Genomic DNA, 19,611 nt, shown 5'->3' with positions numbered 1-19,611 from the left:
CGCCGCCGCAACAAACGTCAACGCCGCAGTCAACGTCGTCTTCCCGTGGTCCACGTGCCCAATCGTCCCCACGTTCACGTGAGGCTTCGTGCGGATAAACTCGCCCTTGGCCATCGCTGTCCTCCTTTCAGAAAAGAGGGGCGGACCCCATGGGCCCACCCCATTCCCCTACTGCCCCTTGATGAGCTTTTCCTGCACCTGCTTGGGGACCTCCTGGTAGTGGTCAAAGAACATGACGAAGGAGCCCCGGCCCTGGGTCTTGGAACGGAGATCGGTGGCGTAGCCGAACATCTCCGCTAGGGGCACATAGGCCCGGATCACCTGGGCGTTGCCCCTAGGCTCCATGCCCAGGATCTGGCCGCGCCTTGCGTTCAGGTCCCCGATGACATCCCCCATGTACTCCTCAGGGGTCGTGACCTCCACCCGCATGATGGGCTCGAGGATCACCGGATCCCCCTTCTGCACCGCCTCCTTGATGGCCATGGAGCCCGCGATCTTGAAGGCCATCTCCGAGGAGTCCACCTCGTGGTAGGAGCCATCGTACAGGGTGACCTTTACGTCCACCACCGGGAAGCCGATGAGGGGACCGGACTGCATGGCCTCCTCAATCCCCTTCTGGACCGCGGGGATGTACTCTTTGGGAATCACCCCGCCCACGATGGCGTTCACGAACTCAAAGCCCGACCCCCGGGGCAGGGGCTCGGCCTTGATCTTTACGTGGCCGTATTGGCCGCGGCCACCGGTTTGGCGGATGAACTTGCCCTCCACGTCCACCGGTTTGGTGATGGTCTCCCGGTAGGCCACCTGGGGCTTGCCCACGTTGGCGTCCACCTTGAACTCCCGCTTGAGCCGGTCCACGATGATCTCCAGGTGGAGCTCCCCCATCCCGGAGATGATGGTCTGGCCAGTCTCGGGGTGGGTGGAGACGCGGAAGGTGGGGTCCTCCTCCGCCAAGCGGACCAGGGCCTGGGAGAGCTTGTCCTGGTCGGCCTTGGTCTTGGGCTCAATGGCCACGTCAATGACGGGTTCGGGCACCTCTATGGACTCCAGGACGATCCTAGGGGCATCCTCGCCCACCAGGGTGTCCCCGGTGATGGTGTCCTTCAGGCCCACCACCGCGCCCAGGTCGCCCGCCTTAAGCTCCTCCACCTCCTCCCGGTGATTGGCGTGCATGCGCAGGAGGCGGGCCACCCGCTCCTTGCGGCCCTTAGTGGTGTTGTAGACGTAGGAGCCCGAGGTGATGGTGCCGGAGTAGACCCGGATGAAGGTGAGCCGGCCCACATAGGGGTCGGCCATGATCTTGAAGGCCAGGGCGGCCAGGGGGCCTTCGGGGTCAGGGTGGATCTCCACCACTTCCCCCTCGGGGGTGGTGCCCTTGATGGGGGGGATGTCCAGGGGCGAGGGCAGATAGTCCACCACCGCGTCCAGGAGGAGCTGGACGCCCTTGTTCTTCAGGGCGGACCCGAGGAACACGGGGGTGATCTTGATGTCAATGGTGCCCTTGCGGATGGCGGCCACCAGCTCCTCTTCTGTGGGCTCCTCCCCCTCGAGGTACTTGAGCATGACGTTCTCGTCAAAGTCCGCCGCGGCCTCAATGAGCTTCTCGTGGTACTCCTGGGCCTGCTCCCGGTACTCCTCGGGGATGGGGATCTCCTGGATGTCCGTCCCCAGGTCGTTGCCGTAGGTGTAGGCCTTCATCCGGAGGACGTCGATGATGCCGGAGAAGGTCTCCTCCCGGCCGATGGGGAGCTGCATGACCACCGGGCGGGCCCCCAGGCGCTCCTGCATGGTGCGGATGACGAGCCACAGGTCCGCCCCCGTCTTGTCCATCTTGTTGGCGAAGGCGATGCGGGGCACCTTGTACTTCTCCGCCTGGCGCCAGACGGTCTCGGACTGGGGCTCCACCCCCTGGCTGGAGTCAAAAACCACGATGGCCCCGTCCAAGACCCGCATGGAGCGCTCCACCTCAATGGTGAAGTCCACGTGGCCCGGGGTGTCGATGATGTTGATGCGGTGGTCCTTCCAGAAGCAGGTGGTCACGGCGGCGGTGATGGTGATGCCCCGCTCCCTCTCCTGCTCCATGAAGTCCATGGTGGCCGCGCCCTCGTGGACCTCCCCGATCTTGTGGATCTTGCCGGTGTAGTAGAGGATGCGCTCGGTGGTGGTGGTCTTACCGGCGTCAATGTGGGCGGCGATGCCGATGTTGCGGAGCCTTTTTAGGTCGTACTCAACCTTGACCGCCATGGTTACCACCGGTAGTGGGCGTAGGCCCGGTTGGCCTCGGCCATCCGCTCCACGTCTTCCCTCTTCTTCACCGCACCGCCCTTGCCCTCGGCGGCGTCAATGAGCTCGTTGGCCACCCGTACCGCCGCCTGGCGCTCGGGACGGGCGTTGGCCGCCTGTACCAGCCAGCGCAGGGCCAAGGACTGCTGCCTCCGGGGGGAGACCTCCATGGGCACCTGGTAGTTGGCCCCACCTACCCGGCGGGAACGCACCTCCATCTTGGGCTTGACGTTCTCCACCGCCTGCTTGAAGACCTTCAGGGGCTCCTGCCCAGTCTTCTCCTGGATGATGCGGCAGGCCTCGTAGAAGATGCGGGCAGCCAGGTTTTTCTTGCCGTCCCGCATGAGCTTGTTGATGAAGGCCGAGACCACCACATCCCCGTAGACCAGGTCGGGTTGGAGCTGGCGTACTTCTGCTCTCCTTCTGCGCGCCATAGTTCACCTACTTCTTCTTGGCCGGAGCCGCGCCCTTGGTCTCCTTGGGTCGCTTGGTCCCGTACTTGGACCGGCTCTTCTTCCGGTCCTTCACCCCCTGGGTGTCGTAGACCCCGCGGACGATGTGGTAGCGCACGCCCGGGAGGTCCTTCACACGCCCACCCCGGATGAGGACCACGGAGTGTTCCTGCAGGTTGTGCCCCTCACCGGGGATATAGGCGGTGACCTCGTACCCGGAGGTGAGGCGGACCTTGGCCACCTTCCGCAGGGCGGAGTTGGGCTTCTTGGGGGTCACGGTGCGCACCACCGTGCACACCCCCCGGCGGAAGGGGGACCCTTTAAGCGCGGGTACCTTGCTCTTCTTCTGGACCTTCTCGCGGCCCTTTCGGACTAACTGGTTGATCGTCGGCAGTGCCACCACTCCCTTCTTCTTGGACTTGCCCCCGTGTTCTCAAGATCCACCCGGGGAGGAGCCCCCCGAAACTGCCCGCATAGGGCCCCGCCCTCAGGGCCAGGGGCTGGCCCTGAGGGCTCTCAACTTCCCTAGTGTAAGGGGCAGGGGCCCTTTTGGCAAGGGCTAGAGGGGCTTGAGCTCCAGCCTAAGGACCTGGCTGCCAAGGATCTGGACGGTCTGCACCAGGGTGCGGTAGCCAGGGGCCACCAGGGTGAGCTCGTAGGTGCCAGGGGGCACCTGGAGGCGGAGGTAGCCCCCCCGCGCCAGGCCCCGCTCTTCCCCGTTCAGGAAGACCCGGGCCTCGGCGTTGAGATAAAGCTCCAGGGTGGCCTGGAGGGGGAGGAGGTCGGCGGAGAGGCGCAGGGTTTCCCCAGGGCGGACCTCGAGCCGGGCCTGGTAGGCCGCGTAGCCCGGGGCCTGGAGGAGGACCTCATAGGACCCCGCAGGAAGGCTCAGGCGTAAGGGAGTCCGGCCCACCAGCCTGCCGTCCATGTAGACCTCCGCCCCTTGGGGTCTGGAGTCCAGCTCCAGGGCACCGGTCTGGAGGGGGCGGAGCTGGGCGGAAAGGCGGGTTTCCCGGCCCCGCTCCACGCGCACCTGAGCGGCGTAGGGCTCGTAGCCAGGGCTCTTGAGCTCCACCCGGTAGGTGCCCTCCTGCAAGGAGAGGCGCAAGGGGGTGTGGCCCTGGAGGCGCCCCTCCACGTAGGCCTCCGCCCCGGAAGGGGTGGATTCCAGGAGAAGGATGCCGGTGCGGGGCTCGGGGGTGAGGCGGGCCTCGAGGCGGACCGTCTCCCCTGCCCGCACCTGGACCGTGGCCCGATAGGGCTCGTACCCTGCAAGGCGGAGCTCCACCCCGTACCGCCCCTCGGGCAAGGTGAGGTCCAGGGGCGTCCTACCCCGTAGGGCCCCGTCCAGGTAGACCTCAGCCCCCGAAGGGGTGGAGCGCAGGCTCAGCGTCCCAGTCCTGGGCAAGGGGACCAGCTGGGCCAGGATCTGGACCCGCTCCCCCGGCCTCGGGTTCACCGTGGCCCTATAGGGCTGGTAGCCGGCCATGCGGAACTCCACCTCGTGGCGGCCTGGGTTCACGGAAAGGATAAGGGGAGTGCGGCCCTGAAGACGGCCGTCCAAGTAGGCCTCCGCCCCCTGAGGCCGGGAGTCCAAGACCAGGGTGGCTACGGCCGGAGGGGGCGGGGCCGTCACCCGGCCCACAAAGTAGCGGGCCACGTCCGTGACCCAGTCCCGGTCAGGGAGGGGCTCAATCACAATGGAAAGGGCCCGGGCCAAGCCCTCCGCGCCCTGCACCCGCACCCGGTTCCCCTCCACGTCCAGGATCTCCTCTAGGGAGAGGGGGCGCTTGCTGGCCACGGCCAGGATGCGGTCCTCCCCCTCGGGGCCGGTGACGGTGTAGCGGTACCGGGCCCCTTCCGGGGGAAAGCGCCGGGTCTCCCCTGCCCTTAGGAGGTTGTTCCGCTCGTAAGCGTTGGGGAGGATGGGGTCAATGCGCCCGTCGGCGTTGATGTTAAAGAGGTAGACGTAGGCCTCCCGATTGACGTTTACATAGATGTAGATGGGGTCCCCAATCCGGTAAACCGCCTGGCCCGTCTTCCCTGGATCCTTGTCCACCCAAACCTTTACCTGCAGGTCGGTGGGCACAGGGTTGACGATGATCCCCTGAGGGGAGATCTGCTGGCCCTGGACCAGGCCCAGGAGCACAACTACCCAACCCAACCCTTTTCTCAGAAGGTTCCACATGGCCTCCACCTCCACCCTCAAGGTAAAGGAGGGATGTGAAAACCCTGAGGGAAAACGCCCAAGGGTCCTTAAGCTTCCTGGAAGGCCCCCAGGCGGCGGAAGCGGCGGTAACGGTCCTGGTAAAGGGCCTCGGGGGAAAGGCCCTTGAGCTCCTCCAGAGCCTTAAGGAGGGCCTCCTTGATGTTTTGGATGGCCCTTTCCGGGTCCTTGTGGGCCCCCCCCTCGGGCTCGGGGACGATGGCGTCCACCACCCCCTGCTCCAAGAGATCCCTAGCGGTGAGCTTTAGGGCCTCCGCCGCCTTGGGGGCCTCTTTGGCGTCCCGCCAGAGGATGGCCGCGCAGGACTCGGGGCTGATCACGGAGTACCAGGCGTTTTCCAAGATGAGGACCCGGTTGGCCACCCCAATGGCCAAGGCCCCCCCGCTTCCCCCCTCCCCCAGGATCACGGCCACCGCGGGCACCCTCAAGCGCCCCATGCGCTGGATGCTCTGGGCGATGACCCAGGCCTGGCCCCGTTCCTCCGCGGAAACCCCCGGGTAGGCCCCCGGGGTGTCTATGAAGGCCAAAAAGGGGTAGCCGAAGCGGTCCGCCAGGTCCATGAGGCGCATGGCCTTGCGGTAGCCTTCGGGGTGGGGCATGCCGAAGTTGCGCTGGAGGTTTTCCTTGGTGTCCCGGCCCTTCTGGTGGCCGGCCACCACCACCTTCTCCCCCTCCAGGTAGGCAAGCCCCCCCACGATGGCGGGGTCGTCGGCGAAGGCCCGGTCGCCGTGAAGCTCCAGGAAGCCGGAGAAGGCCTTTTCCAGGACATCCAGGGTGGTGGGGCGGCCCGGGGCGCGGGCCAGCTGGACCCGCTGCCAGGGGGTGAGGTTCTGGTAGGTCTCCTGCTTGAGGCGGGCAAGCCTCTCCTCCAGGAAGCGGATCTCGGCCTCGAGGTCCACCCCCGTGGTCTTGGCCGTTTCCTTCAGCTCGGCGATGCGCTTTTCCAGTTCCAGGATGGGCTTTTCAAACTCCAGGGGCATAGGGGACTCCCGGGTGGAGGTGGCGGAGGACCCGGACCACCTCGGCCTTGAGCCGCCTTCGGTCCGTGACCCGGTCCACCATCCCGTGCTTCAGGAGGAACTCCGCGCGCTGGAAGCCCTCGGGGAGCTCCTGCCGTATGGTCTGCTTGATGACCCTGGGCCCAGCGAAGCCGATCAGGGCTCCAGGCTCGGCAAAGATCACGTCCGCCAGGGCGGCGAAGCTGGCGGTGACGCCCCCGGTGGTGGGGTCGGTGAGGATGGACACGTAAGGGAGGCGCTTGGCAGCAAGGAGGTCCAGGCTCATCACCGTCTTGGCCATCTGCATGAGGGAGAGGGCGGCCTCCTGCATCCTAGCCCCCCCAGAGGCGGCCACGATCACCAAAGCCCGCCCCTCCTCCGCCGCCCGCTCCACCCCTCTTGCGATCTCCTCCCCCACCACGCTCCCCATGGAGCCCCCGGCGAAGGCGTAGTCCATGACCAGGAGCACAGAGGGCACCCCACCGATGGTGCAGGTCCCCCCTAAGATGGCATCCTTTCGGCCCGTCTCCTCTTGGTAGGCCTTGAGCCTTTCCCGGTAGGGCTTGGTGTCCACGAAGCCCAAGGGGTCCAAGGGGCTTAGGCGGGTGGTCTCCTGGAGGGTGCCGGCATCGGCCAGCATGGCCACCCGCTCAGGGGCGGGCATGCGGTGGTGGTGGCCGCACCTGGGGCAGACCAGGAGGTTTTCCCGAAGCTCCTTCTTGTAGAGCTGGGCCCCGCAGGCCTCGCACTTGGTCCAAAGCTCGGGGACGTCCCGGCTTTCCCCTTGGGGCCTCCTCCGGCGGAAAAAGCGCTCCAGGGCCACTTAGACCTCCTTAGGGGCCTCGAGGGCCCGGGCCTCCCCCGCTAGGCTCTGCCCGATGAAGACCGCCCCCGCCTCCACGTCCAAGGCCTGGGCCCGCACCGTGCCGGTGAAGCGGGCGGTCTTGCTCAAGGAAACCTTCCCCGCCATGAGGTCCGCCTTCACCTCCCCGTGGATCTGGATGGCCTGGGCCTCCACCCTTTCCCCCTCTATGCGGCCCGTGCGGCCCACCTCCAGCTCCCCCTCCACGTAAACGGAGCCCTTGACCAGGCCGTCTATGCGCACCGGGCCCTTGGCCCTCAGGTCGCCCAGGACCTCGGTTTCCGGCCCCAGGTAGGTGAGCGCCCCTTGCTTCCTGCCCAGCATGGGCCCCATTTTACCGGTGGGCCGCAAGGCCCTGAAGGAAGGGGCGGGGGTCCAAGGGAGCGCCGTGGCGGTAGACGCTGTAGTGGAGGTGAGACCCCGTGGAGCGGCCCGTGGAGCCCACATACCCAAGAAGCTGCCCCCTTTCCACCCGCTCCCCGGGGCGCACGGCCACCCGGGAAAGGTGGCCGTAGAGGGTTTGGTAGCCCTCCGCGTGGTCCAGGAGGACGGCGAGGCCGTAGACCCCCATCCAGCCCACCCGGGCCACCACCCCCGCCCCCGTGGCCCGCACCGGCGTGCCGTAGGGGGCCGCAAAGTCCAGTCCGTCGTGGAACTCCATCCCCCGCCCAAAGGGGTTCCTCCGCACCCCGAAGGAGGAGGTGATGCCCATGTACCCGGAAAGGGGGAGGCCCAGGGGAAGGCTTTTTTCCACCTCCAGGGTCCTTTCCAGGGCGGGGACCACCTCGGAAAGCTGGGCCTTGAGGTCCAGAACCTCGGCCCAAAGCGCCGTCCACTCCATGGAAACCCCGCCCCCCTTGGGGCCTTCCTGGTAACGCACGGGGGTGGCGTTTAGGGGGGAAAGCCCCGCCCGACGGCGGAGCTCCTCCAGGGCCTTTTTGAGCTCTTCCAGGCCCTTCTTGGTCCTTTTCGCCTCCTCCAAAAGGGCCCCCTTCTCCGCCCGCTCCGCCTCCAAGGCCAAGGAGAGCCGCCGGGCTTCCTGGGCCAGGGTGCGGACCTCCTGTTCCAAGGCGCGGACCTCCCGGCTCCGGTGCCAAAGGTAAAGGTTGGCCCCGCTCCAGAGGAGGAGGAAACCCAAAAGGAGGAGGAGGGCCCAGCCCGGAAGGACCAGGGTGCGGCTTTCCCCTCCGCTTCTCGCAAGGAGGAGGGTGTAGCGCCAAGGCCGCCTTTTCATCCCGGGGAAGTATACCCCTAGAGGACCTCGAGGACCAAGGGCAGGGGGGCCGCCCCCTCCCCCAGGCGGAAGGCCCGGCGTAGGTGGGAAAGGGCCTCCTCCCGTCCCCGGCCCCGGTGGTGGACCAAGGCCAGGGCCTCCCCCCGTTCCACCCGCTCCCCGGGCTTCTTCAAAAGCTCCACCCCCACCCCGTGGTCTATGGCCTCCCCCTTCTTGCGCCTTCCGCCCCCCAGGGCGAGGACGGCCAGGCCCACCTCCAGGGCGTCCACCTCCTGGACCACGCCGGCCTCCTCCGATAGAAAAGGCTCCGCCGGGGCGAAGGGGAGAAGGGCGGGGTCCTCCACCACCCGGGGGTCCCCCCCTTGGGCCTCCAGGAAGGCGCGGAACTTCTCCAAGGCGGCCCCACTCTCCAGGGCCTTTTGGGCCAGGCCGGGGTCCAGGCCCTCCAGCCTTAGGGCCTCCTCCGCCAGGCGGAGCGCCACCTCCACGAGATCCTTGGGGCCCTCCCCCTTTAGGGCGGCCACGGCCTCCCGCACCTCCAGGGCGTTCCCCACCGCCCGGCCTAAAGGGGCCTCCATGGAGGTGAGGACCGCCCGCACCCGCCTCCCCGCCCCCTGGCCGATCCCCACCATGGTCTTGGCGAGAAGGCGGGCCTCCTCCAGGGTCTTCATGAAGGCCCCCCGGCCCACCTTCACGTCCAGGACGATGCTTCTCGCCCCGGCGGCAAGCTTTTTGCTCATGATGGAGCTGGCGATGAGGGGGAGGCTTTCCACCGTGGCGGTGACGTCCCGGAGGGCATAGAGCTTTCCGTCCAGGGGGGCGAGGTCCGGGCTTTGGGCCGCGATGACCAGGCCCACCCTCTGGGCCCGCTCCAGAAACTCCCCTTCCGTCATCTCCCCCCGCCAGCCGGGGACGGACTCCAGCTTGTCAATGGTCCCCCCGGTGTGGGCCAGGCCCCGGCCGGACATCTTGGCGAAGGTGCACCCCGAGGCGGCCAGGATGGGCCCCACCACCAGGGTGGTCTTGTCCCCTACTCCTCCTGAGGAGTGCTTGTCCACGGGGTGGGGCAGGTGAGCGAGGTCCAGGGTGCGCCCCGAGCGGGCCATGATCTCGGTGAGCCACAGGGTCTCTTCCGGGGAAAGCCCTCGGAAGTAGACCGCCATGAGCCAAGCGGAGACCTGGTAGTCGGGGACCTCCTCCTTGAGGTAGCCCAGGAGGAAGGCCTCGAGGTCCTCCCGCCGGTGAGGCAACCCTTCCCGCTTTTCCCGGATGAAGAGGACGGGGTTCATGGCCCCATGCTACGCTAAGGGCATGGCCACCCGGTACCGCTTCGGCCTCGAGGCCTACGAGAGGCTATTCCGAGGCGTGCCCCACGTGGAGCTCATCCGGGGGGAGGTGTACCAGATGAGCCCTATAGGCCCCAAGCACGCCTTTGCCGTGGCCCGCCTGGTCCAGCGTTTCGCGGAAGAACTGGGGGACAAGGCGGTGATCTGGCCGCAGAACCCCATCCGCATCCCCCCCGACTCCGAACCCCAGCCGGACCTGGCCCTCCTGAAGCCCAAGGACTACAGCCAAGCCCTTCCCACCCCCGAGGATGTCCTTCTCCTCCTGGAGGTGGCGGACAACGGCCTGGACCACGACCTGAACACCAAGCTCCCCCTCTACGCGGAAGCGGGCATCCCCGAGGTCTGGATCCTGGACCTGGGGACAGGGCGGCTCCACCTCTTCCGGAACCCCAGGGCGGGGGTGTACACGGAGCACCAGGTGCGCCTCCCCGGGGAGGAGGCGGAGCCTCTGGCCTTCCCCGGGGTGCGGATTGGGGCCTAAGTACCCCACCGCAAAAGCGCCCGGCGCACCCCTCCCCTGGATCCGGTGAGGATTTTTCAAGGCCCAGGCGCCTAAGCCTTACCCACGGAGCCGAAGAGCTCCATCCGGCTTTTCACCACCGCCTTCACCGCCTCCCGGGCAGGCCCCAGGTACTTCCTGGGGTCAAACTCCTTGGGGGCCTTGTTGAGGGTTTCCCGGATGAGGGCGGTGAAGGCCAGGCGCAGGTCGGTGTCGGTGTTGATCTTGGCGACGCCTAGGGCGATGGCCCGCTTGATGTCCTCGGGGTGGATCCCCGCAGCCTCCCCCATCTCCCCCCCAGCGGCCCGGAAGCGCTCCACCAGTTCTGGAGGCACGGCGCTCGCCCCGTGGAGGACGAGGGGCGCGGGGACCAGGGCGGCGATGCGCTCCAAGCGGGGGTGGTCAATAAAGGGCCTTCCCTTCCCCTTGTAGGCTCCGTGGCTGGTGCCGATGGCCACCGCCAGGTAGTCCGCCCCCGTCTCCTCCATGAAGCGCTTGGCCTCCTCGGGGTTGGTGAGGAGGGCATCCTTCTCGTCCACGGCCACGTGCTCCTCAATCCCCGCCAGGCGGCCAAGCTCCGCCTCCACCGTGACCCCCACCGCGTGGGCCGCCTCCACCACCCGCCGGGTCTCCCGCACGTTGGTGGCGAAGTCCTCGTGGGACTTGTCGATCATCACGCTGGTGAAGCCCGCCCGCAGGGCCTTCAGGACGGACTCGTAGCTGGAGCCGTGGTCCAGGTGCACGGCCACCGGCACCCGGGCCTCCTTGGCGAGCTCCACCGCCATGAGGGTGAGGGCCCGGCCCCCGTACTTCATGGCCCCCTCGGAGAGGGCCACCATCACCGGGCTTCGCACTTCCTCCGCAGCCTCGAGGACCGCCTGGAGAAACTCCATGTTGTTCACGTTGAAGGCCCCCACCCCATAGCCCTCGGCCCGCGCCTTCTTTAGGATCTCCAACCCCGTAACCAACATAAGGACCTCCCGGCGTGATTATACCGGGAGGCCCGTGGAAGCCATGGAAAAGCCCTCAGTAGGCCTGCCCCGTGGCCTTGGTGAGGAGGAGCTTGAACTCGTGGGGGCTGGTGGCCGCGGAAAGAGCGTCTTCCATGGAGATGAGCCCTTCCTTGTAGAGCTCCACCAGGTGCTGGTCAAAGGTGCGCATGCCGTGAAGCCCCCCTTCCATCATGGCCTCCTTGATCCCTGGGGTCTTCTCCTCGTACTTGATGAGCTCGCGCACGTAGGGGGTGGCGATGAGGATCTCCAGGGCCAAAACCCGCCCCGCCCCGTCCGCCCGGGGAAGGAGCCTTTGGGAGAGGATGCCAAGGAGGGACTCGGCCAGGAGGATGCGCACCTGCTGGTGCTCGTGCAGGGGGAAGAACTCAATGATGCGGTTGATGGTGCGCCAGGCGTCCAGGGTGTGCAGGGTGGAGAGGACCAGGTGACCGGTCTGGGCGGCCATGAGGGCCGCCTCCACCGTCTCCTTGTCCCGCATCTCCCCGATGAGGATCACGTCCGGGTCCTGGCGCATGGCGTACTTCACGCCGGAGTAAAAGCTGTCCGTGTCCAGCCCCACCTCCCGCTGGACCACCAGGCTCTTCTTGTGCTTGTGCAGGAACTCGATGGGGTCCTCAATGGTGATGATGTTCTTGGCGTAGTGGAGGTTGATGTGGTCAATGATGGCCGCCAAGGTGGTGCTCTTCCCGCTCCCCGTGGGCCCGGTGACCAGGATGAGCCCCCGCTCCTTGGCCGCAAGCCCCTCCATGACATCCCGAGGGAGGCCTAGGGCCTCAAAGCTCGGGATGACCTCCGAGACCACCCGCATCACGAGCCCAAAGCTCCCCCGCTGCCTTAAGAGGTTGCAGCGGAAGCGGGCCACCCCGGGGATGGTGTAGGCGAAGTCCATCTCCTTGCGGTACTCCAGCTCCTCCTCTTGCTCTGGGGTGAGGAGGGCCCGAACGATGGCCTCGGTGTCCTTGGGGGTGAGGGGGCGGCTCCCGAAGGGGCGGAGCTTCCCGTCCACCCGGATCACCGGGGGCGCCCCCGCCTGCAGGTGGATGTCCGAGGCCCGGGCCTGGACCATGGCCTTTAGCATCTCCACCAGGCTTCCCCTCCCTTCCTGACCGGCGTAGGCCTCGCTCATGGGTAGACCTCCAGGTTGTCTATGAGGCGCGCCTCGGGAAAACGCCCGGCCACGATGCCCCTGGCCCCCGGAACGAAGCGGCTTAGGGGGAGGAGGGTCTCCGGGTGGACGATGGCCAGGTAGTCCTTCTGGAACTCAGGGACCTCCTGCAAAACGGCCTCCCCCCGCTCCAAGGCCTCCCCCACCCCAAGGCCCTCCTGGGCCGCGGCCCGCATGGCGAGGAGGGCGCGGTAGAGGACCGGGGCCTTCCTGCGGGTTTCCGGGGAAAGGTAGACGTTTCGGCTGGAAAGGGCCAGGCCGTCTTCCTCCCGCACCGTGGGCACGCCCACCACCTCCAGGGGAAAGCCCAGGTCCCGCACCATCTTGCGGATCACCAGAAGCTGCTGGTAGTCCTTTTCGCCAAAATAGGCCCTGTCCGGCCTCATCAGGAGGAAGAAGCGGGCCACCACCGTGGCCACCCCCTGGAAGTGGCCGGGCCGCACCTCCCCCTCCCAAAGGGTGGTGAGGGGGCCTTCCACCTGCACCCGGGTGGAAAACCCCTTGGGGTACATCTCCTCCACGCCAGGGGCAAAGAGGAGGTCCACCCCCGCCTCCTCCAAGAGGGCCCGGTCCCGCTCCAGGTCCCTGGGGTAACGGTGGAAGTCCTCCCCGGGGCCAAACTGCAAGGGGTTGACGAAGATGGAGACCACCACAAAGGGGTTTTCCGCCCGGGCCCTTTCCACCAGGGCCAGGTGTCCCCGGTGGAGATAGCCCATGGTGGGGACAAACCCCACCCCACCCCGGGGCAGCAGGGCCCCAAGCTCGGCCACCCTGGTCGCGATCCTCACGGGGCTCAGTATACTGGCCCCGTGGGAAAGAAAAAGCGCGAGGAAAAGCTAAAGCGCAAGGCCTTAGAGGAGTGGGAGAAGAAGCGCCCCAAAACCTTCCGGGAAGCCCTCAAGTACTTTCCTGGGGTCTTCCTGCGCACCAGCCTGGTGATGATGGGGGCGGTGGCCCTCATCCTCCTCCTGGCGGCCTTGGGGCTTTCCTGGGCCCAAAGCTTCTGGTTCCAGCTCCTCGTCTATCTGGGCTTTTACCTGGCCTTTCAGCGGTTTATCATGGGGCCTTTGGCCCCCCCAAGGGTTAAATAGGGGGTTTTTAAGAGGCCCCCGCCGAAGGGGTCTAGATCCGGGCCGCGTCGGCCCAGAAGCCCTCGAGGTCGTAGTAGTCCCGGGCCTCCTGGGTCATGAGGTGGACCACCACCTCCCCGTAGTCCAGGACCACCCAGCGGGGGCTTTGGCCCTCCGTTGGCCTGGGGCGGAGGTCCATCTCCTCCAGCTTCTCCATCAGGTGGCGCTCCAGGGCCTGGAGGTGGGGGGCGCTGGTGGCCGTGGCCAGGACAAAGTAGTCCAGGCTCTCAGACACCGCCCTCAGGTCCAGGGCCACTACGTTCTCCGCCTTTTTTTCCAGAAGCAGGTCCTTTACCTGCTGCACCAGGGCCACAGCCTCCTTAGGCTTCACCATCTAGCCCTATGGTAGCAGATCCGGCCCCAACTCCACCACCACCCCCTCCACGGGCAGGTGGGGGGCGAGGAGGGGCAGGTGGAAGAGGTCGGCAAAAAAGGCCCCAGCCACAGGATCTTGGGTGTAGAGGGCGCTTCTCCCCACGGGAGCTTCCTCCCAGGTGGGCGCTAGGCCCAAGGCGGAAAGCCAGGCCCGGGCCCAGGCCAGTAGAGGCCCCTCCCCCTTAAGGTGGACGGCCACCTGGGGGGGCTCCAGGGGGGGCGTGGCCCCAAAGAAGGCGGAGAGGAAAGCCGCTTTCCGGGCCTCGTCGGGGTACAGGAAGGTCCCCACCCCCTCCCGGGTGGGAAGGGTAGCGAGGGAGAGGGTGAGCGTCCGCACCGCGGGAAGCTGAGCCAGGGCCTCCTCCAGGGTGAGGTCGGTGTCCAACTCCTGCCAAACCTGCCGTAGGGCCAGGGAGAGGGCAGGCCAGGTGGCGGGGTTCTGGGCCTTCCTTAGCACCTGGGCCAGGACCTCCTTGATGCGGTCTAGGCGGGCGTAGTCCCCCAGGGCGTCGTGCCGAAAGCGCATGTAGGCCACGGCGTCCGTGCCCTTTAGGAGGTGGCGCCCAGGTTCCAGGTTGATGTAGAGCTTCGCCGCCCGGTCCTGGTAGCGCATGGGCTTTTCCACCACCACCTCCACCCCGCCCACCGCGTCCACCACCTTGGCCACGCTGTCCAAGGTGAGGATGAGGTGGCGTTCGGCCACCATCCCCACCGCCTCCTCCACCGCGCGCTTCAAAAGCTCCGCTCCCCCCCGGCCATAGGCGGCGTTGATCTTGCCCCCCACGAGGGGGCTATAGAGGTCCCGGGGGAGGGCCACCGCCTTGGCCTCACTCCCCACGAGGCGCACGTAGAAGATGGTGTCCGTGCGGCTTCCTGGGCCGCAAGGGGTGTGGTAGCCGCAATACTCTATGTCCCGGGCGGCCACCACCAGGCCCATCTCCGGCAAAGGCCCAGCCCGCACCGGCCGCACCGCCTCCTCCCTTGGGGTGCGGGGTAGGGAGAGCACCCCCCCTAGGAGGAAAAGGGCCAGGGCCAGGAGGAGGAAGGAAAGGCGCGGACGCATCAGAGGCGCTCGTAGACCTCGAGGGTCTTGGGATGGATGGGAACCCCCTTGGCCTTGAGGTACTCCACCTTGTTCCGCACCGCCCGGCGGTAGGCCTCGAGGAGGTTCCCCCCAAGGGCTAGGGCGCGGATCTCCCCGTTCACCCCCCGGCCGGGCTCGGAGACGTCGGCCACGTAGAGGGCCATGCCGATGCCGTTTTCCGGGCTCACCCCGAAGACGTGCCCCTCAACGGCCTCCAGCACCTCCCCATCCCCCACCCCCCAGGCCTCGGCCAGCCGGCGGGCCGCCCGGCCGTGGAGGGAGAGGGGGTGGGCCTCCTCCACGGGGTTTTCCGGGGAGGCCAGGCGGAGAAGCTCCGCTTCGGGGAGGTCGCGGGCGGCGTCGTGGAGGAGCCCTGCCAGGTAGGCCTTTGCCCCGTCCAGGCCGTTTCTTTCCGCGATGGCCCGGGCCAGCTCGGCCACGCGCTGGATATGGGCCCAGCGCTCGGGGCCCACCAGGGCCCGCACCTTTTCCGAAAAGCTAACGGTAGTATCCGTTCCGCTCAAGGTACACCTCCACGGGCCGGGGCACCCAGTAGCGCACCGAGCGCCCCTCCTTTACACGCCTGCGGATCTCCGTGCTGGAGATGCCCACCTCCGGCACCCACAAGGGAATCACGGGGGCGGTAAGGGCCTCCAAGGGGTAGCCCGGCCGGGCCACGGCCACCAGGGTGGCGTAGTCCCCAAGCCGCATCCCCTCCTTCCAGGTGGGCAGGTCCCGGTAGGCGTCCGCCCCAGTGATGAAGAAGAGCTCGGCTTCCGGGAAAAGCCGCCTCGCCTCCCTTAGGGTGTCCACGGTGTAGCTCGGCCCCGGACGGTCCAGCTCCAGCCTCGAGGGGCTGAAGCGCCCGTCCTCCGCCGTAGCCAAGAGGACCATCTCGTAGCGGGCTTCGGGAGGGGCCACGGGGGTCTTGTGGGGCGGGCGGGCGGCCACCACGAAGAGCACCCGGTCCAGGCCCAAGGCCTCCGCGGCCTCGCTGGCCGCCAAGAGGTGGCCGATGTGGATGGGGTCAAAGCTGCCCCCAAAAAGTCCGATCCGCACGTAAGCCCCTCCCCCCACCGAGAAGTCTACAGGTAAGACCCACCTACCCGGTCCTAGACCGCTTCCGGGATGTACTCAAACTCCAGCCCCCCAATGCGCACCGTGTCCCCAGCCCGGGCCTCCTTGGCCTTTAGGGCCGCCTCCACCCCGTGCCGGCGGAAGACCTCCTGCAGGTAGCCCGCGGCCTCCTGCAGATCCCCCTTAATGCGGCGGAGGTAGCGCTCCAGCTCGGGGGCACGCACCTCGTACACCCCTTCCTCCAGGGCCACCACCTCCAGGGGAGGCACCTCCTGCCGAGGGCGTGGGGGCTTGGGCAGCTCGGGGGGCGGGGTGGCCTCCACCAGGGCGAGGAGGGTTTCCTTCAGGAGGGGAAGCCCCTCCCCCGTAAGGGCGCTCACCGGCAGGACGGGAAGCCCCTCTTCCTGAAGGGCCCGCACCCTTTCCGCCACCTCCCCTTCCGAGAGGAGGTCCACCTTATTCAGGGCCACCAGGCTAGGCCTCTGGAGGAGGCCCCGGTCGTAGGCCCCCACTTCCCGCCTGAGGGTCTTTAGGGTGGACAAGGGGTCTTCCGTGGCGTCCAGCACGTAGAGGAGAACCCGGGTGCGGGCGATGTGGCGCAGGAACTCCAGGCCCAAGCCCCTCCCCTGGCTCGCCCCCTCAATGATCCCCGGGATGTCCGCCAGGGTGAACCGCTTCTCCCCCACCTCCGCCACCCCCAGGTTGGGGCTCAGGGTGGTAAAGGGGTAGGGGGCGATCTTGGGGTGGGCCCGGGTGGTGGCGGCGAGGAGGCTAGACTTCCCCGCGTTGGGGTAGCCCACCAAGCCTACGTCGGCAATGAGGAGGAGCTCCAGGCGGAGGCGCCGCCTCTCCCCCTCCTCCCCCGCTTCCGCGAAGCGGGGGGCCTGGCGGATGGGGGTGACGAAGTGGGCGTTCCCCCGCCCCCCGGCGCCACCCCGGGCCACCAGGACGGTCTCTCCCTCCTCCAAGAGGTCCGCCAGGAGCTCCCCGGTGTCCGCGTCAAAGACCCGGGTACCCCGGGGAACCTCTATGTAGAGGTCCCGCCCCGCGCGGCCGTGGCGGCCGCTTCCCTGGCCGTGCTCGCCGTCTTCCGCCTTGTAGGTGCGCTTGGAAAGCTCGGCCAAAGAGTCCACCCCTCCCCGGGCCCGGAGGTAGACCGACCCCCCCCGGCCCCCGTCCCCCCCGTCCGGGCCGCCCTTGGGGACGAACTTCTCCCGGCGGAAAGAGACGGCACCGTCGCCGCCTCTTCCAGCGGCGACGGTGATCAGGAGGACGTCTTGGAACATCTAGGCCAAGGGGCGCACGTGCACGTACCGGCCCAGCCGCCCCTTATCCTGGAACTCCACCACCCCGTCCACCAGGGCAAAGAGGGTGAAGTCCCGGCCCATGCCCACGTTCTTGCCCGGCTTGAACCGGGTGCCCCGCTGGCGGACGAGGATGTTCCCTGCCCGCACCACCTGGCCGCCGTAGCGCTTCACCCCAAGGCGCTTGGCCTGGGAGTCGCGGCCGTTTTTGGTAGAACCAAGACCCTTTTTGTGCGCCATGGCTTACCCCTGGATCTCCTTCACGATGAGCTCGGTGTAGGGCTGGCGGTGCCCCCGCTTGCGGCGGTACTGCACCTTGGCCTTGAACTTGGAGATCACCACCTTCTTGCCCTTGCCGTGGCCCAGGACCTCAGCCACCACCTTGGCCCCCTCCACAAAGGGGGCCCCCACGGCGGTCTTCTCGCCCCCTACGAGGAGGACGGGAAGCTCTACCGTGGCGCCGGGCTCGAGGTCCAGCTTCTCCACCCGGAGCTTTGCCCCCGGTTCCACCCGGTACTGTTTGCCACCCGTCTTGACGATCGCGAACATTCCCTTTCCTCCCGGGCCCCCGGCCCTACCAGAGCTCCACTATACCGGAAGAAGGAGGCCCCTTCAAGCCGAAGCCCCCCTTTCGGGGGGCTTTTTGGTGGAGCCGAGGGGATTCGAACCCCTGACCTCCTCAATGCCATTGAGGCGCGCTCCCAACTGCGCCACGGCCCCAGGCAACGCCTATGGTACCGGGGCCCCCGCTTCTTGTCAACGGGGCCAGAGCCCGAGGAGGAGGGCCAGGGCAGCAAAGACCACGCCCAGAACCACGGTGAGGCGGTAAAGCCCGCCCGTGACCCCCCGGGCGGAGAAGAGGTCGGCGGAGGCGCCCATGAGGTCGCCCGCGCCCTGTTTGGGCTCCTGGATGAGGACCAGGTAGACGAGAAGGCCAGCCACGCCAAGGAAGAGGAGGACCACCAGGGTGTAGAGCACGTCCATGGCCCCACTATACACTCCGCCCTAGGGCCAGGCGTAGTCCAACCGCTCCCGCCCCGAAAGGGCCTTGGCCAGAAGGTCCTCCACGGGAAGCCCCTCCTCCGCCCTTTTCACCACGGAAAGCCGGGCACGGGTCACGGGGTGCTCAGGAACGAAGAGGCTACAGCAGTCCTCATCGGGTTGGATGGAGATCTCGTAGGTCCCAAGGGAGCGGGCTAGGGCCATGATCTCCGCCTTGTCCAGGCCGATGAGGGGGCGGAAGATGGGCAGGCACACAGCCTCGCTCACCGCGTGGAGGTTCTCCAGGGTTTGCGAGGCCACCTGGCCCAGGCTATCCCCCGTGACCAGGGCCAAGGCCCCCTCCTCCTCCGCGATCCGCTCCGCCAAGCGGAGCATGAAGCGACGGTAGAGGACCACCCGGTAGTCCTTGGGGGCGGAGAGGACGATGGCCTCCTGCACCTCCCCAAAGGGCACCAGGTGGAGCCTGGCCCGGTGCTGGTAGGGTAGGAGGTGCTCCACCAGGGCCTTGGCCTTCTCCCGGCCCAGGCCCTCCTGGAGGGGGTAAGGGTGGAAGTGTACGAAGACCACCTCCGCCCCCCGGCGCATGAGGCGGTGGGCGGCCACGGGGGAGTCTATGCCCCCTGAGAGGAGGGCCACCACCCGGCCCGCGCTCCCCGGGGGGAAGCCCCCAGGGCCAGGATGGGCCTCGGCCTCCAGGAGAATCCTTCCTGGAAGGACCCGTACCACGAACTCCCGCTCCGCTCCCTTAAGCCGCACGGGCGCCCCGGTCTTTTCCTGGATGAAGGCCCCCAGGAGGCGCTCTATCTCGGGGGAGGTGAGGGGGAAGGCCTTGTCCGCGCGCTTGGCCGTGACCCGGAAGGAGGCCAAAGGCCTCTCCAAGAGGGGCGCGAGGGCCTCCTTTGCAGCCTCGAGGTCCCAAGGGGCCTCCACCACCCTGGCGAAGCGCTCCACCCCCAGGGTCTTCTCCAGGCGCGCCCGGGCCTCCGGCCAAGCCTCCTCGGGCAGGGCGAGGAGGACTGCCTGGGCAAAATCGGCTTCCCAACGGACTCCAAGCCCTTTAAGGGCCCGGGCCAGGTGGTCCTTGGCCAGTTTCTGGTACACCCTGCGGTTTTGACCCTTCAGGGCAATCTCGTGAAAAAACTGAACCCAAACCTTGGTCATTGGGCCTCCAGGTAAAGCCGGCTGCAAAGGGAACCCATGCGGGCCGCGGGCTGGAGGTCTTCCGGCCTACCCCAGACGAGCTCGGTGTAGTAGGTACGGCCGGGCCTAGGCTCAGGGAGGCGGGGCTCAGAAAGGAGCCTTCCCTCGTACACCCAAAGCTCTAGGGTATAGGAGGGACGCACCTCCACCCCATGCCCCTTAGGGCCCAGGACCTCCACCTCGGCCAAGAGCTTCTCCCGGGCCACCCGCCTTGCGCCCTCCTCGGGTTCTTCCCCGGGCTCCAGGCGCACCGCGGGCAGGCCCAAGGCCCCAGGAAACTCGGGGTCGTGGAGGGGGCGCCGGACCAAAAGGAGTTTTCCGTCCTTCCAGGCGGCAAGGGCCACCGCGCGCCGCATCCTT

General features: G+C 67.6%; 25 protein-coding genes and 1 tRNA gene. 2 read left to right on the top strand and 24 right to left on the bottom strand.

The window, feature by feature from the left end; translation table 11 throughout:
* From WKI94_RS04345 to WKI94_RS04300, 10 genes are all read right to left on the bottom strand, one after another.
* Positions 1 to 114, bottom strand: a 114-nt coding sequence (locus tag WKI94_RS04345) for a GTP-binding protein (protein ID WP_337844550.1), incomplete at its 3' end; no start/stop codon positions are given.
* A 54-nt stretch (positions 115 to 168) separates the two neighbouring features.
* Positions 169 to 2,244: an elongation factor G gene (gene fusA, locus WKI94_RS04340; RefSeq protein WP_337844549.1), complete on the bottom strand. Its 2,076-nt coding sequence runs from the start codon at positions 2,242 to 2,244 to the stop codon at positions 169 to 171.
* Positions 2,245 to 2,246: 2 nt separating this feature from the next.
* Complete coding sequence (gene rpsG, locus WKI94_RS04335; protein WP_337844548.1) at positions 2,247 to 2,717, bottom strand: 30S ribosomal protein S7; 471 nt, start codon at positions 2,715 to 2,717, stop codon at positions 2,247 to 2,249.
* Between the two features lie 7 nt (positions 2,718 to 2,724).
* The gene (gene rpsL, locus WKI94_RS04330; RefSeq protein WP_071677942.1) at positions 2,725 to 3,129 is read right to left on the bottom strand and encodes a 30S ribosomal protein S12; all 405 of its coding nucleotides are present in this window, start codon (positions 3,127 to 3,129) and stop codon (positions 2,725 to 2,727) included.
* Between the two features lie 165 nt (positions 3,130 to 3,294).
* Positions 3,295 to 4,923 carry a PEGA domain-containing protein gene (locus WKI94_RS04325; RefSeq protein ID WP_337844547.1) on the bottom strand — a complete coding sequence of 543 codons (1,629 nt, stop codon included), beginning with the start codon at positions 4,921 to 4,923 and terminating at the stop codon, positions 3,295 to 3,297.
* Positions 4,924 to 4,991: 68 nt separating this feature from the next.
* Positions 4,992 to 5,942 (bottom strand): acetyl-CoA carboxylase carboxyltransferase subunit alpha, encoded by a 951-nt coding sequence (locus tag WKI94_RS04320; protein WP_337844546.1) that lies wholly within the window; start codon positions 5,940 to 5,942, stop codon positions 4,992 to 4,994.
* Entirely contained in the window at positions 5,926 to 6,783 is an 858-nt protein-coding gene (accD, locus tag WKI94_RS04315; RefSeq protein ID WP_337844545.1) for an acetyl-CoA carboxylase, carboxyltransferase subunit beta, read from the bottom strand. Before accD ends, WKI94_RS04320 begins: the two co-directional genes overlap by 17 nt.
* Positions 6,784 to 7,146, bottom strand: a complete 363-nt coding sequence (locus WKI94_RS04310) for a polymer-forming cytoskeletal protein (protein WP_337844544.1) — start codon at positions 7,144 to 7,146, stop codon at positions 6,784 to 6,786.
* Between the two features lie 10 nt (positions 7,147 to 7,156).
* Complete coding sequence (locus WKI94_RS04305; RefSeq protein WP_337844543.1) at positions 7,157 to 8,056, bottom strand: peptidoglycan DD-metalloendopeptidase family protein; 900 nt, start codon at positions 8,054 to 8,056, stop codon at positions 7,157 to 7,159.
* Positions 8,057 to 8,073: 17 nt separating this feature from the next.
* Positions 8,074 to 9,345, bottom strand: coding sequence for a thymidine phosphorylase (locus WKI94_RS04300; protein ID WP_337844542.1), 1,272 nt, complete (start codon positions 9,343 to 9,345; stop codon positions 8,074 to 8,076).
* Positions 9,346 to 9,367: 22 nt separating this feature from the next.
* Here WKI94_RS04300 and WKI94_RS04295 point away from each other — a divergent pair, with 22 nt between their 5' ends.
* The gene (locus WKI94_RS04295) at positions 9,368 to 9,883 is read left to right on the top strand and encodes a Uma2 family endonuclease (RefSeq protein WP_337844541.1); all 516 of its coding nucleotides are present in this window, start codon (positions 9,368 to 9,370) and stop codon (positions 9,881 to 9,883) included.
* Positions 9,884 to 9,954: 71 nt separating this feature from the next.
* On the opposite strand, the gene fba is transcribed toward WKI94_RS04295, so the two are convergent.
* The 3 genes from fba to panC are packed head-to-tail and all read right to left on the bottom strand — an operon-like array spanning position 9,955 to position 12,867.
* Positions 9,955 to 10,872: a class II fructose-1,6-bisphosphate aldolase gene (gene fba, locus WKI94_RS04290; protein ID WP_337844540.1), complete on the bottom strand. Its 918-nt coding sequence runs from the start codon at positions 10,870 to 10,872 to the stop codon at positions 9,955 to 9,957.
* A gap of 55 nt (positions 10,873 to 10,927) precedes the next feature.
* Entirely contained in the window at positions 10,928 to 12,040 is a 1,113-nt protein-coding gene (locus WKI94_RS04285; RefSeq protein ID WP_337844539.1) for a type IV pilus twitching motility protein PilT, read from the bottom strand.
* On the bottom strand, positions 12,037 to 12,867 hold the full coding sequence (panC, locus tag WKI94_RS04280) for a pantoate--beta-alanine ligase (protein ID WP_337844538.1): 831 nt from the start codon (positions 12,865 to 12,867) through the stop codon (positions 12,037 to 12,039). The genes WKI94_RS04285 and panC overlap by 4 nt, the downstream gene beginning before the upstream one ends.
* A gap of 21 nt (positions 12,868 to 12,888) precedes the next feature.
* Here panC and WKI94_RS04275 point away from each other — a divergent pair, with 21 nt between their 5' ends.
* Positions 12,889 to 13,170 (top strand): hypothetical protein, encoded by a 282-nt coding sequence (locus WKI94_RS04275; protein ID WP_337844537.1) that lies wholly within the window; start codon positions 12,889 to 12,891, stop codon positions 13,168 to 13,170.
* Between the two features lie 31 nt (positions 13,171 to 13,201).
* Here WKI94_RS04275 and rsfS read toward each other — a convergent pair whose 3' ends face one another.
* The 11 genes from rsfS to WKI94_RS04220 all read right to left on the bottom strand — a co-directional run bounded on the left by rsfS (position 13,202) and on the right by WKI94_RS04220 (position 19,607).
* On the bottom strand, positions 13,202 to 13,543 hold the full coding sequence (gene rsfS / locus WKI94_RS04270) for a ribosome silencing factor (RefSeq protein WP_337844536.1): 342 nt from the start codon (positions 13,541 to 13,543) through the stop codon (positions 13,202 to 13,204).
* Between the two features lie 6 nt (positions 13,544 to 13,549).
* Positions 13,550 to 14,647, bottom strand: a complete 1,098-nt coding sequence (locus WKI94_RS04265; protein WP_337844535.1) for an LCP family protein — start codon at positions 14,645 to 14,647, stop codon at positions 13,550 to 13,552.
* Positions 14,647 to 15,192, bottom strand: coding sequence for a bis(5'-nucleosyl)-tetraphosphatase (symmetrical) YqeK (yqeK, locus tag WKI94_RS04260; protein ID WP_337844534.1), 546 nt, complete (start codon positions 15,190 to 15,192; stop codon positions 14,647 to 14,649). Before yqeK ends, WKI94_RS04265 begins: the two co-directional genes overlap by 1 nt.
* A complete protein-coding gene (nadD, locus tag WKI94_RS04255; RefSeq protein ID WP_337844533.1) occupies positions 15,167 to 15,727 on the bottom strand; it encodes a nicotinate-nucleotide adenylyltransferase in 561 nt (186 codons plus the stop codon). The genes yqeK and nadD overlap by 26 nt, the downstream gene beginning before the upstream one ends.
* A gap of 53 nt (positions 15,728 to 15,780) precedes the next feature.
* Complete coding sequence (gene obgE / locus WKI94_RS04250) at positions 15,781 to 17,031, bottom strand: GTPase ObgE (RefSeq protein ID WP_337844532.1); 1,251 nt, start codon at positions 17,029 to 17,031, stop codon at positions 15,781 to 15,783.
* A complete protein-coding gene (gene rpmA, locus WKI94_RS04245) occupies positions 17,032 to 17,289 on the bottom strand; it encodes a 50S ribosomal protein L27 (RefSeq protein ID WP_016328532.1) in 258 nt (85 codons plus the stop codon).
* A 3-nt stretch (positions 17,290 to 17,292) separates the two neighbouring features.
* Positions 17,293 to 17,598: a 50S ribosomal protein L21 gene (gene rplU / locus WKI94_RS04240; RefSeq protein ID WP_337844531.1), complete on the bottom strand. Its 306-nt coding sequence runs from the start codon at positions 17,596 to 17,598 to the stop codon at positions 17,293 to 17,295.
* Between the two features lie 95 nt (positions 17,599 to 17,693).
* Positions 17,694 to 17,769 (bottom strand) — tRNA-Ala (locus WKI94_RS04235).
* A gap of 36 nt (positions 17,770 to 17,805) precedes the next feature.
* A complete protein-coding gene (gene secG / locus WKI94_RS04230) occupies positions 17,806 to 18,033 on the bottom strand; it encodes a preprotein translocase subunit SecG (RefSeq protein ID WP_337844530.1) in 228 nt (75 codons plus the stop codon).
* A 21-nt stretch (positions 18,034 to 18,054) separates the two neighbouring features.
* A complete protein-coding gene (thiI, locus tag WKI94_RS04225) occupies positions 18,055 to 19,212 on the bottom strand; it encodes a tRNA uracil 4-sulfurtransferase ThiI (protein WP_337844529.1) in 1,158 nt (385 codons plus the stop codon).
* A complete protein-coding gene (locus tag WKI94_RS04220) occupies positions 19,209 to 19,607 on the bottom strand; it encodes an NUDIX domain-containing protein (protein ID WP_337844528.1) in 399 nt (132 codons plus the stop codon). The genes thiI and WKI94_RS04220 overlap by 4 nt, the downstream gene beginning before the upstream one ends.
* Positions 19,608 to 19,611: the final 4 nt, after the last annotated feature.

The organism is Thermus sp. (assembly GCF_037444525.1).
Taxonomy (GTDB): domain Bacteria; phylum Deinococcota; class Deinococci; order Deinococcales; family Thermaceae; genus Thermus.
Note: the sequence above shows the minus strand (reverse complement) of the source record. Positions and strands in the feature narration are given on the sequence as shown.

What these genes read in the sequence shown, in the direction of transcription:
- fusA (WP_337844549.1), bottom strand. Translation starts at nt 2,244, where the DNA reads ATGGCGGTCAAGGTTGAGTACGACCTAAAAAGGCTCCGCAACATCGGC.
- rpsG (WP_337844548.1), bottom strand. Translation starts at nt 2,717, where the DNA reads ATGGCGCGCAGAAGGAGAGCAGAAGTACGCCAGCTCCAACCCGACCTG.
- WKI94_RS04325 (WP_337844547.1), bottom strand. Translation starts at nt 4,923, where the DNA reads ATGTGGAACCTTCTGAGAAAAGGGTTGGGTTGGGTAGTTGTGCTCCTG.
- WKI94_RS04320 (WP_337844546.1), bottom strand. Translation starts at nt 5,942, where the DNA reads ATGCCCCTGGAGTTTGAAAAGCCCATCCTGGAACTGGAAAAGCGCATC.
- WKI94_RS04310 (WP_337844544.1), bottom strand. Translation starts at nt 7,146, where the DNA reads ATGCTGGGCAGGAAGCAAGGGGCGCTCACCTACCTGGGGCCGGAAACC.
- WKI94_RS04305 (WP_337844543.1), bottom strand. Translation starts at nt 8,056, where the DNA reads ATGAAAAGGCGGCCTTGGCGCTACACCCTCCTCCTTGCGAGAAGCGGA.
- WKI94_RS04300 (WP_337844542.1), bottom strand. Translation starts at nt 9,345, where the DNA reads ATGAACCCCGTCCTCTTCATCCGGGAAAAGCGGGAAGGGTTGCCTCAC.
- WKI94_RS04295 (WP_337844541.1), top strand. Translation starts at nt 9,368, where the DNA reads ATGGCCACCCGGTACCGCTTCGGCCTCGAGGCCTACGAGAGGCTATTC.
- fba (WP_337844540.1), bottom strand. Translation starts at nt 10,872, where the DNA reads ATGTTGGTTACGGGGTTGGAGATCCTAAAGAAGGCGCGGGCCGAGGGC.
- WKI94_RS04285 (WP_337844539.1), bottom strand. Translation starts at nt 12,040, where the DNA reads ATGAGCGAGGCCTACGCCGGTCAGGAAGGGAGGGGAAGCCTGGTGGAG.
- rsfS (WP_337844536.1), bottom strand. Translation starts at nt 13,543, where the DNA reads ATGGTGAAGCCTAAGGAGGCTGTGGCCCTGGTGCAGCAGGTAAAGGAC.
- WKI94_RS04265 (WP_337844535.1), bottom strand. Translation starts at nt 14,647, where the DNA reads ATGCGTCCGCGCCTTTCCTTCCTCCTCCTGGCCCTGGCCCTTTTCCTC.
- obgE (WP_337844532.1), bottom strand. Translation starts at nt 17,031, where the DNA reads ATGTTCCAAGACGTCCTCCTGATCACCGTCGCCGCTGGAAGAGGCGGC.
- rpmA (WP_016328532.1), bottom strand. Translation starts at nt 17,289, where the DNA reads ATGGCGCACAAAAAGGGTCTTGGTTCTACCAAAAACGGCCGCGACTCC.
- rplU (WP_337844531.1), bottom strand. Translation starts at nt 17,598, where the DNA reads ATGTTCGCGATCGTCAAGACGGGTGGCAAACAGTACCGGGTGGAACCG.
- secG (WP_337844530.1), bottom strand. Translation starts at nt 18,033, where the DNA reads ATGGACGTGCTCTACACCCTGGTGGTCCTCCTCTTCCTTGGCGTGGCT.
- thiI (WP_337844529.1), bottom strand. Translation starts at nt 19,212, where the DNA reads ATGACCAAGGTTTGGGTTCAGTTTTTTCACGAGATTGCCCTGAAGGGT.
- WKI94_RS04220 (WP_337844528.1), bottom strand. Translation starts at nt 19,607, where the DNA reads ATGCGGCGCGCGGTGGCCCTTGCCGCCTGGAAGGACGGAAAACTCCTT.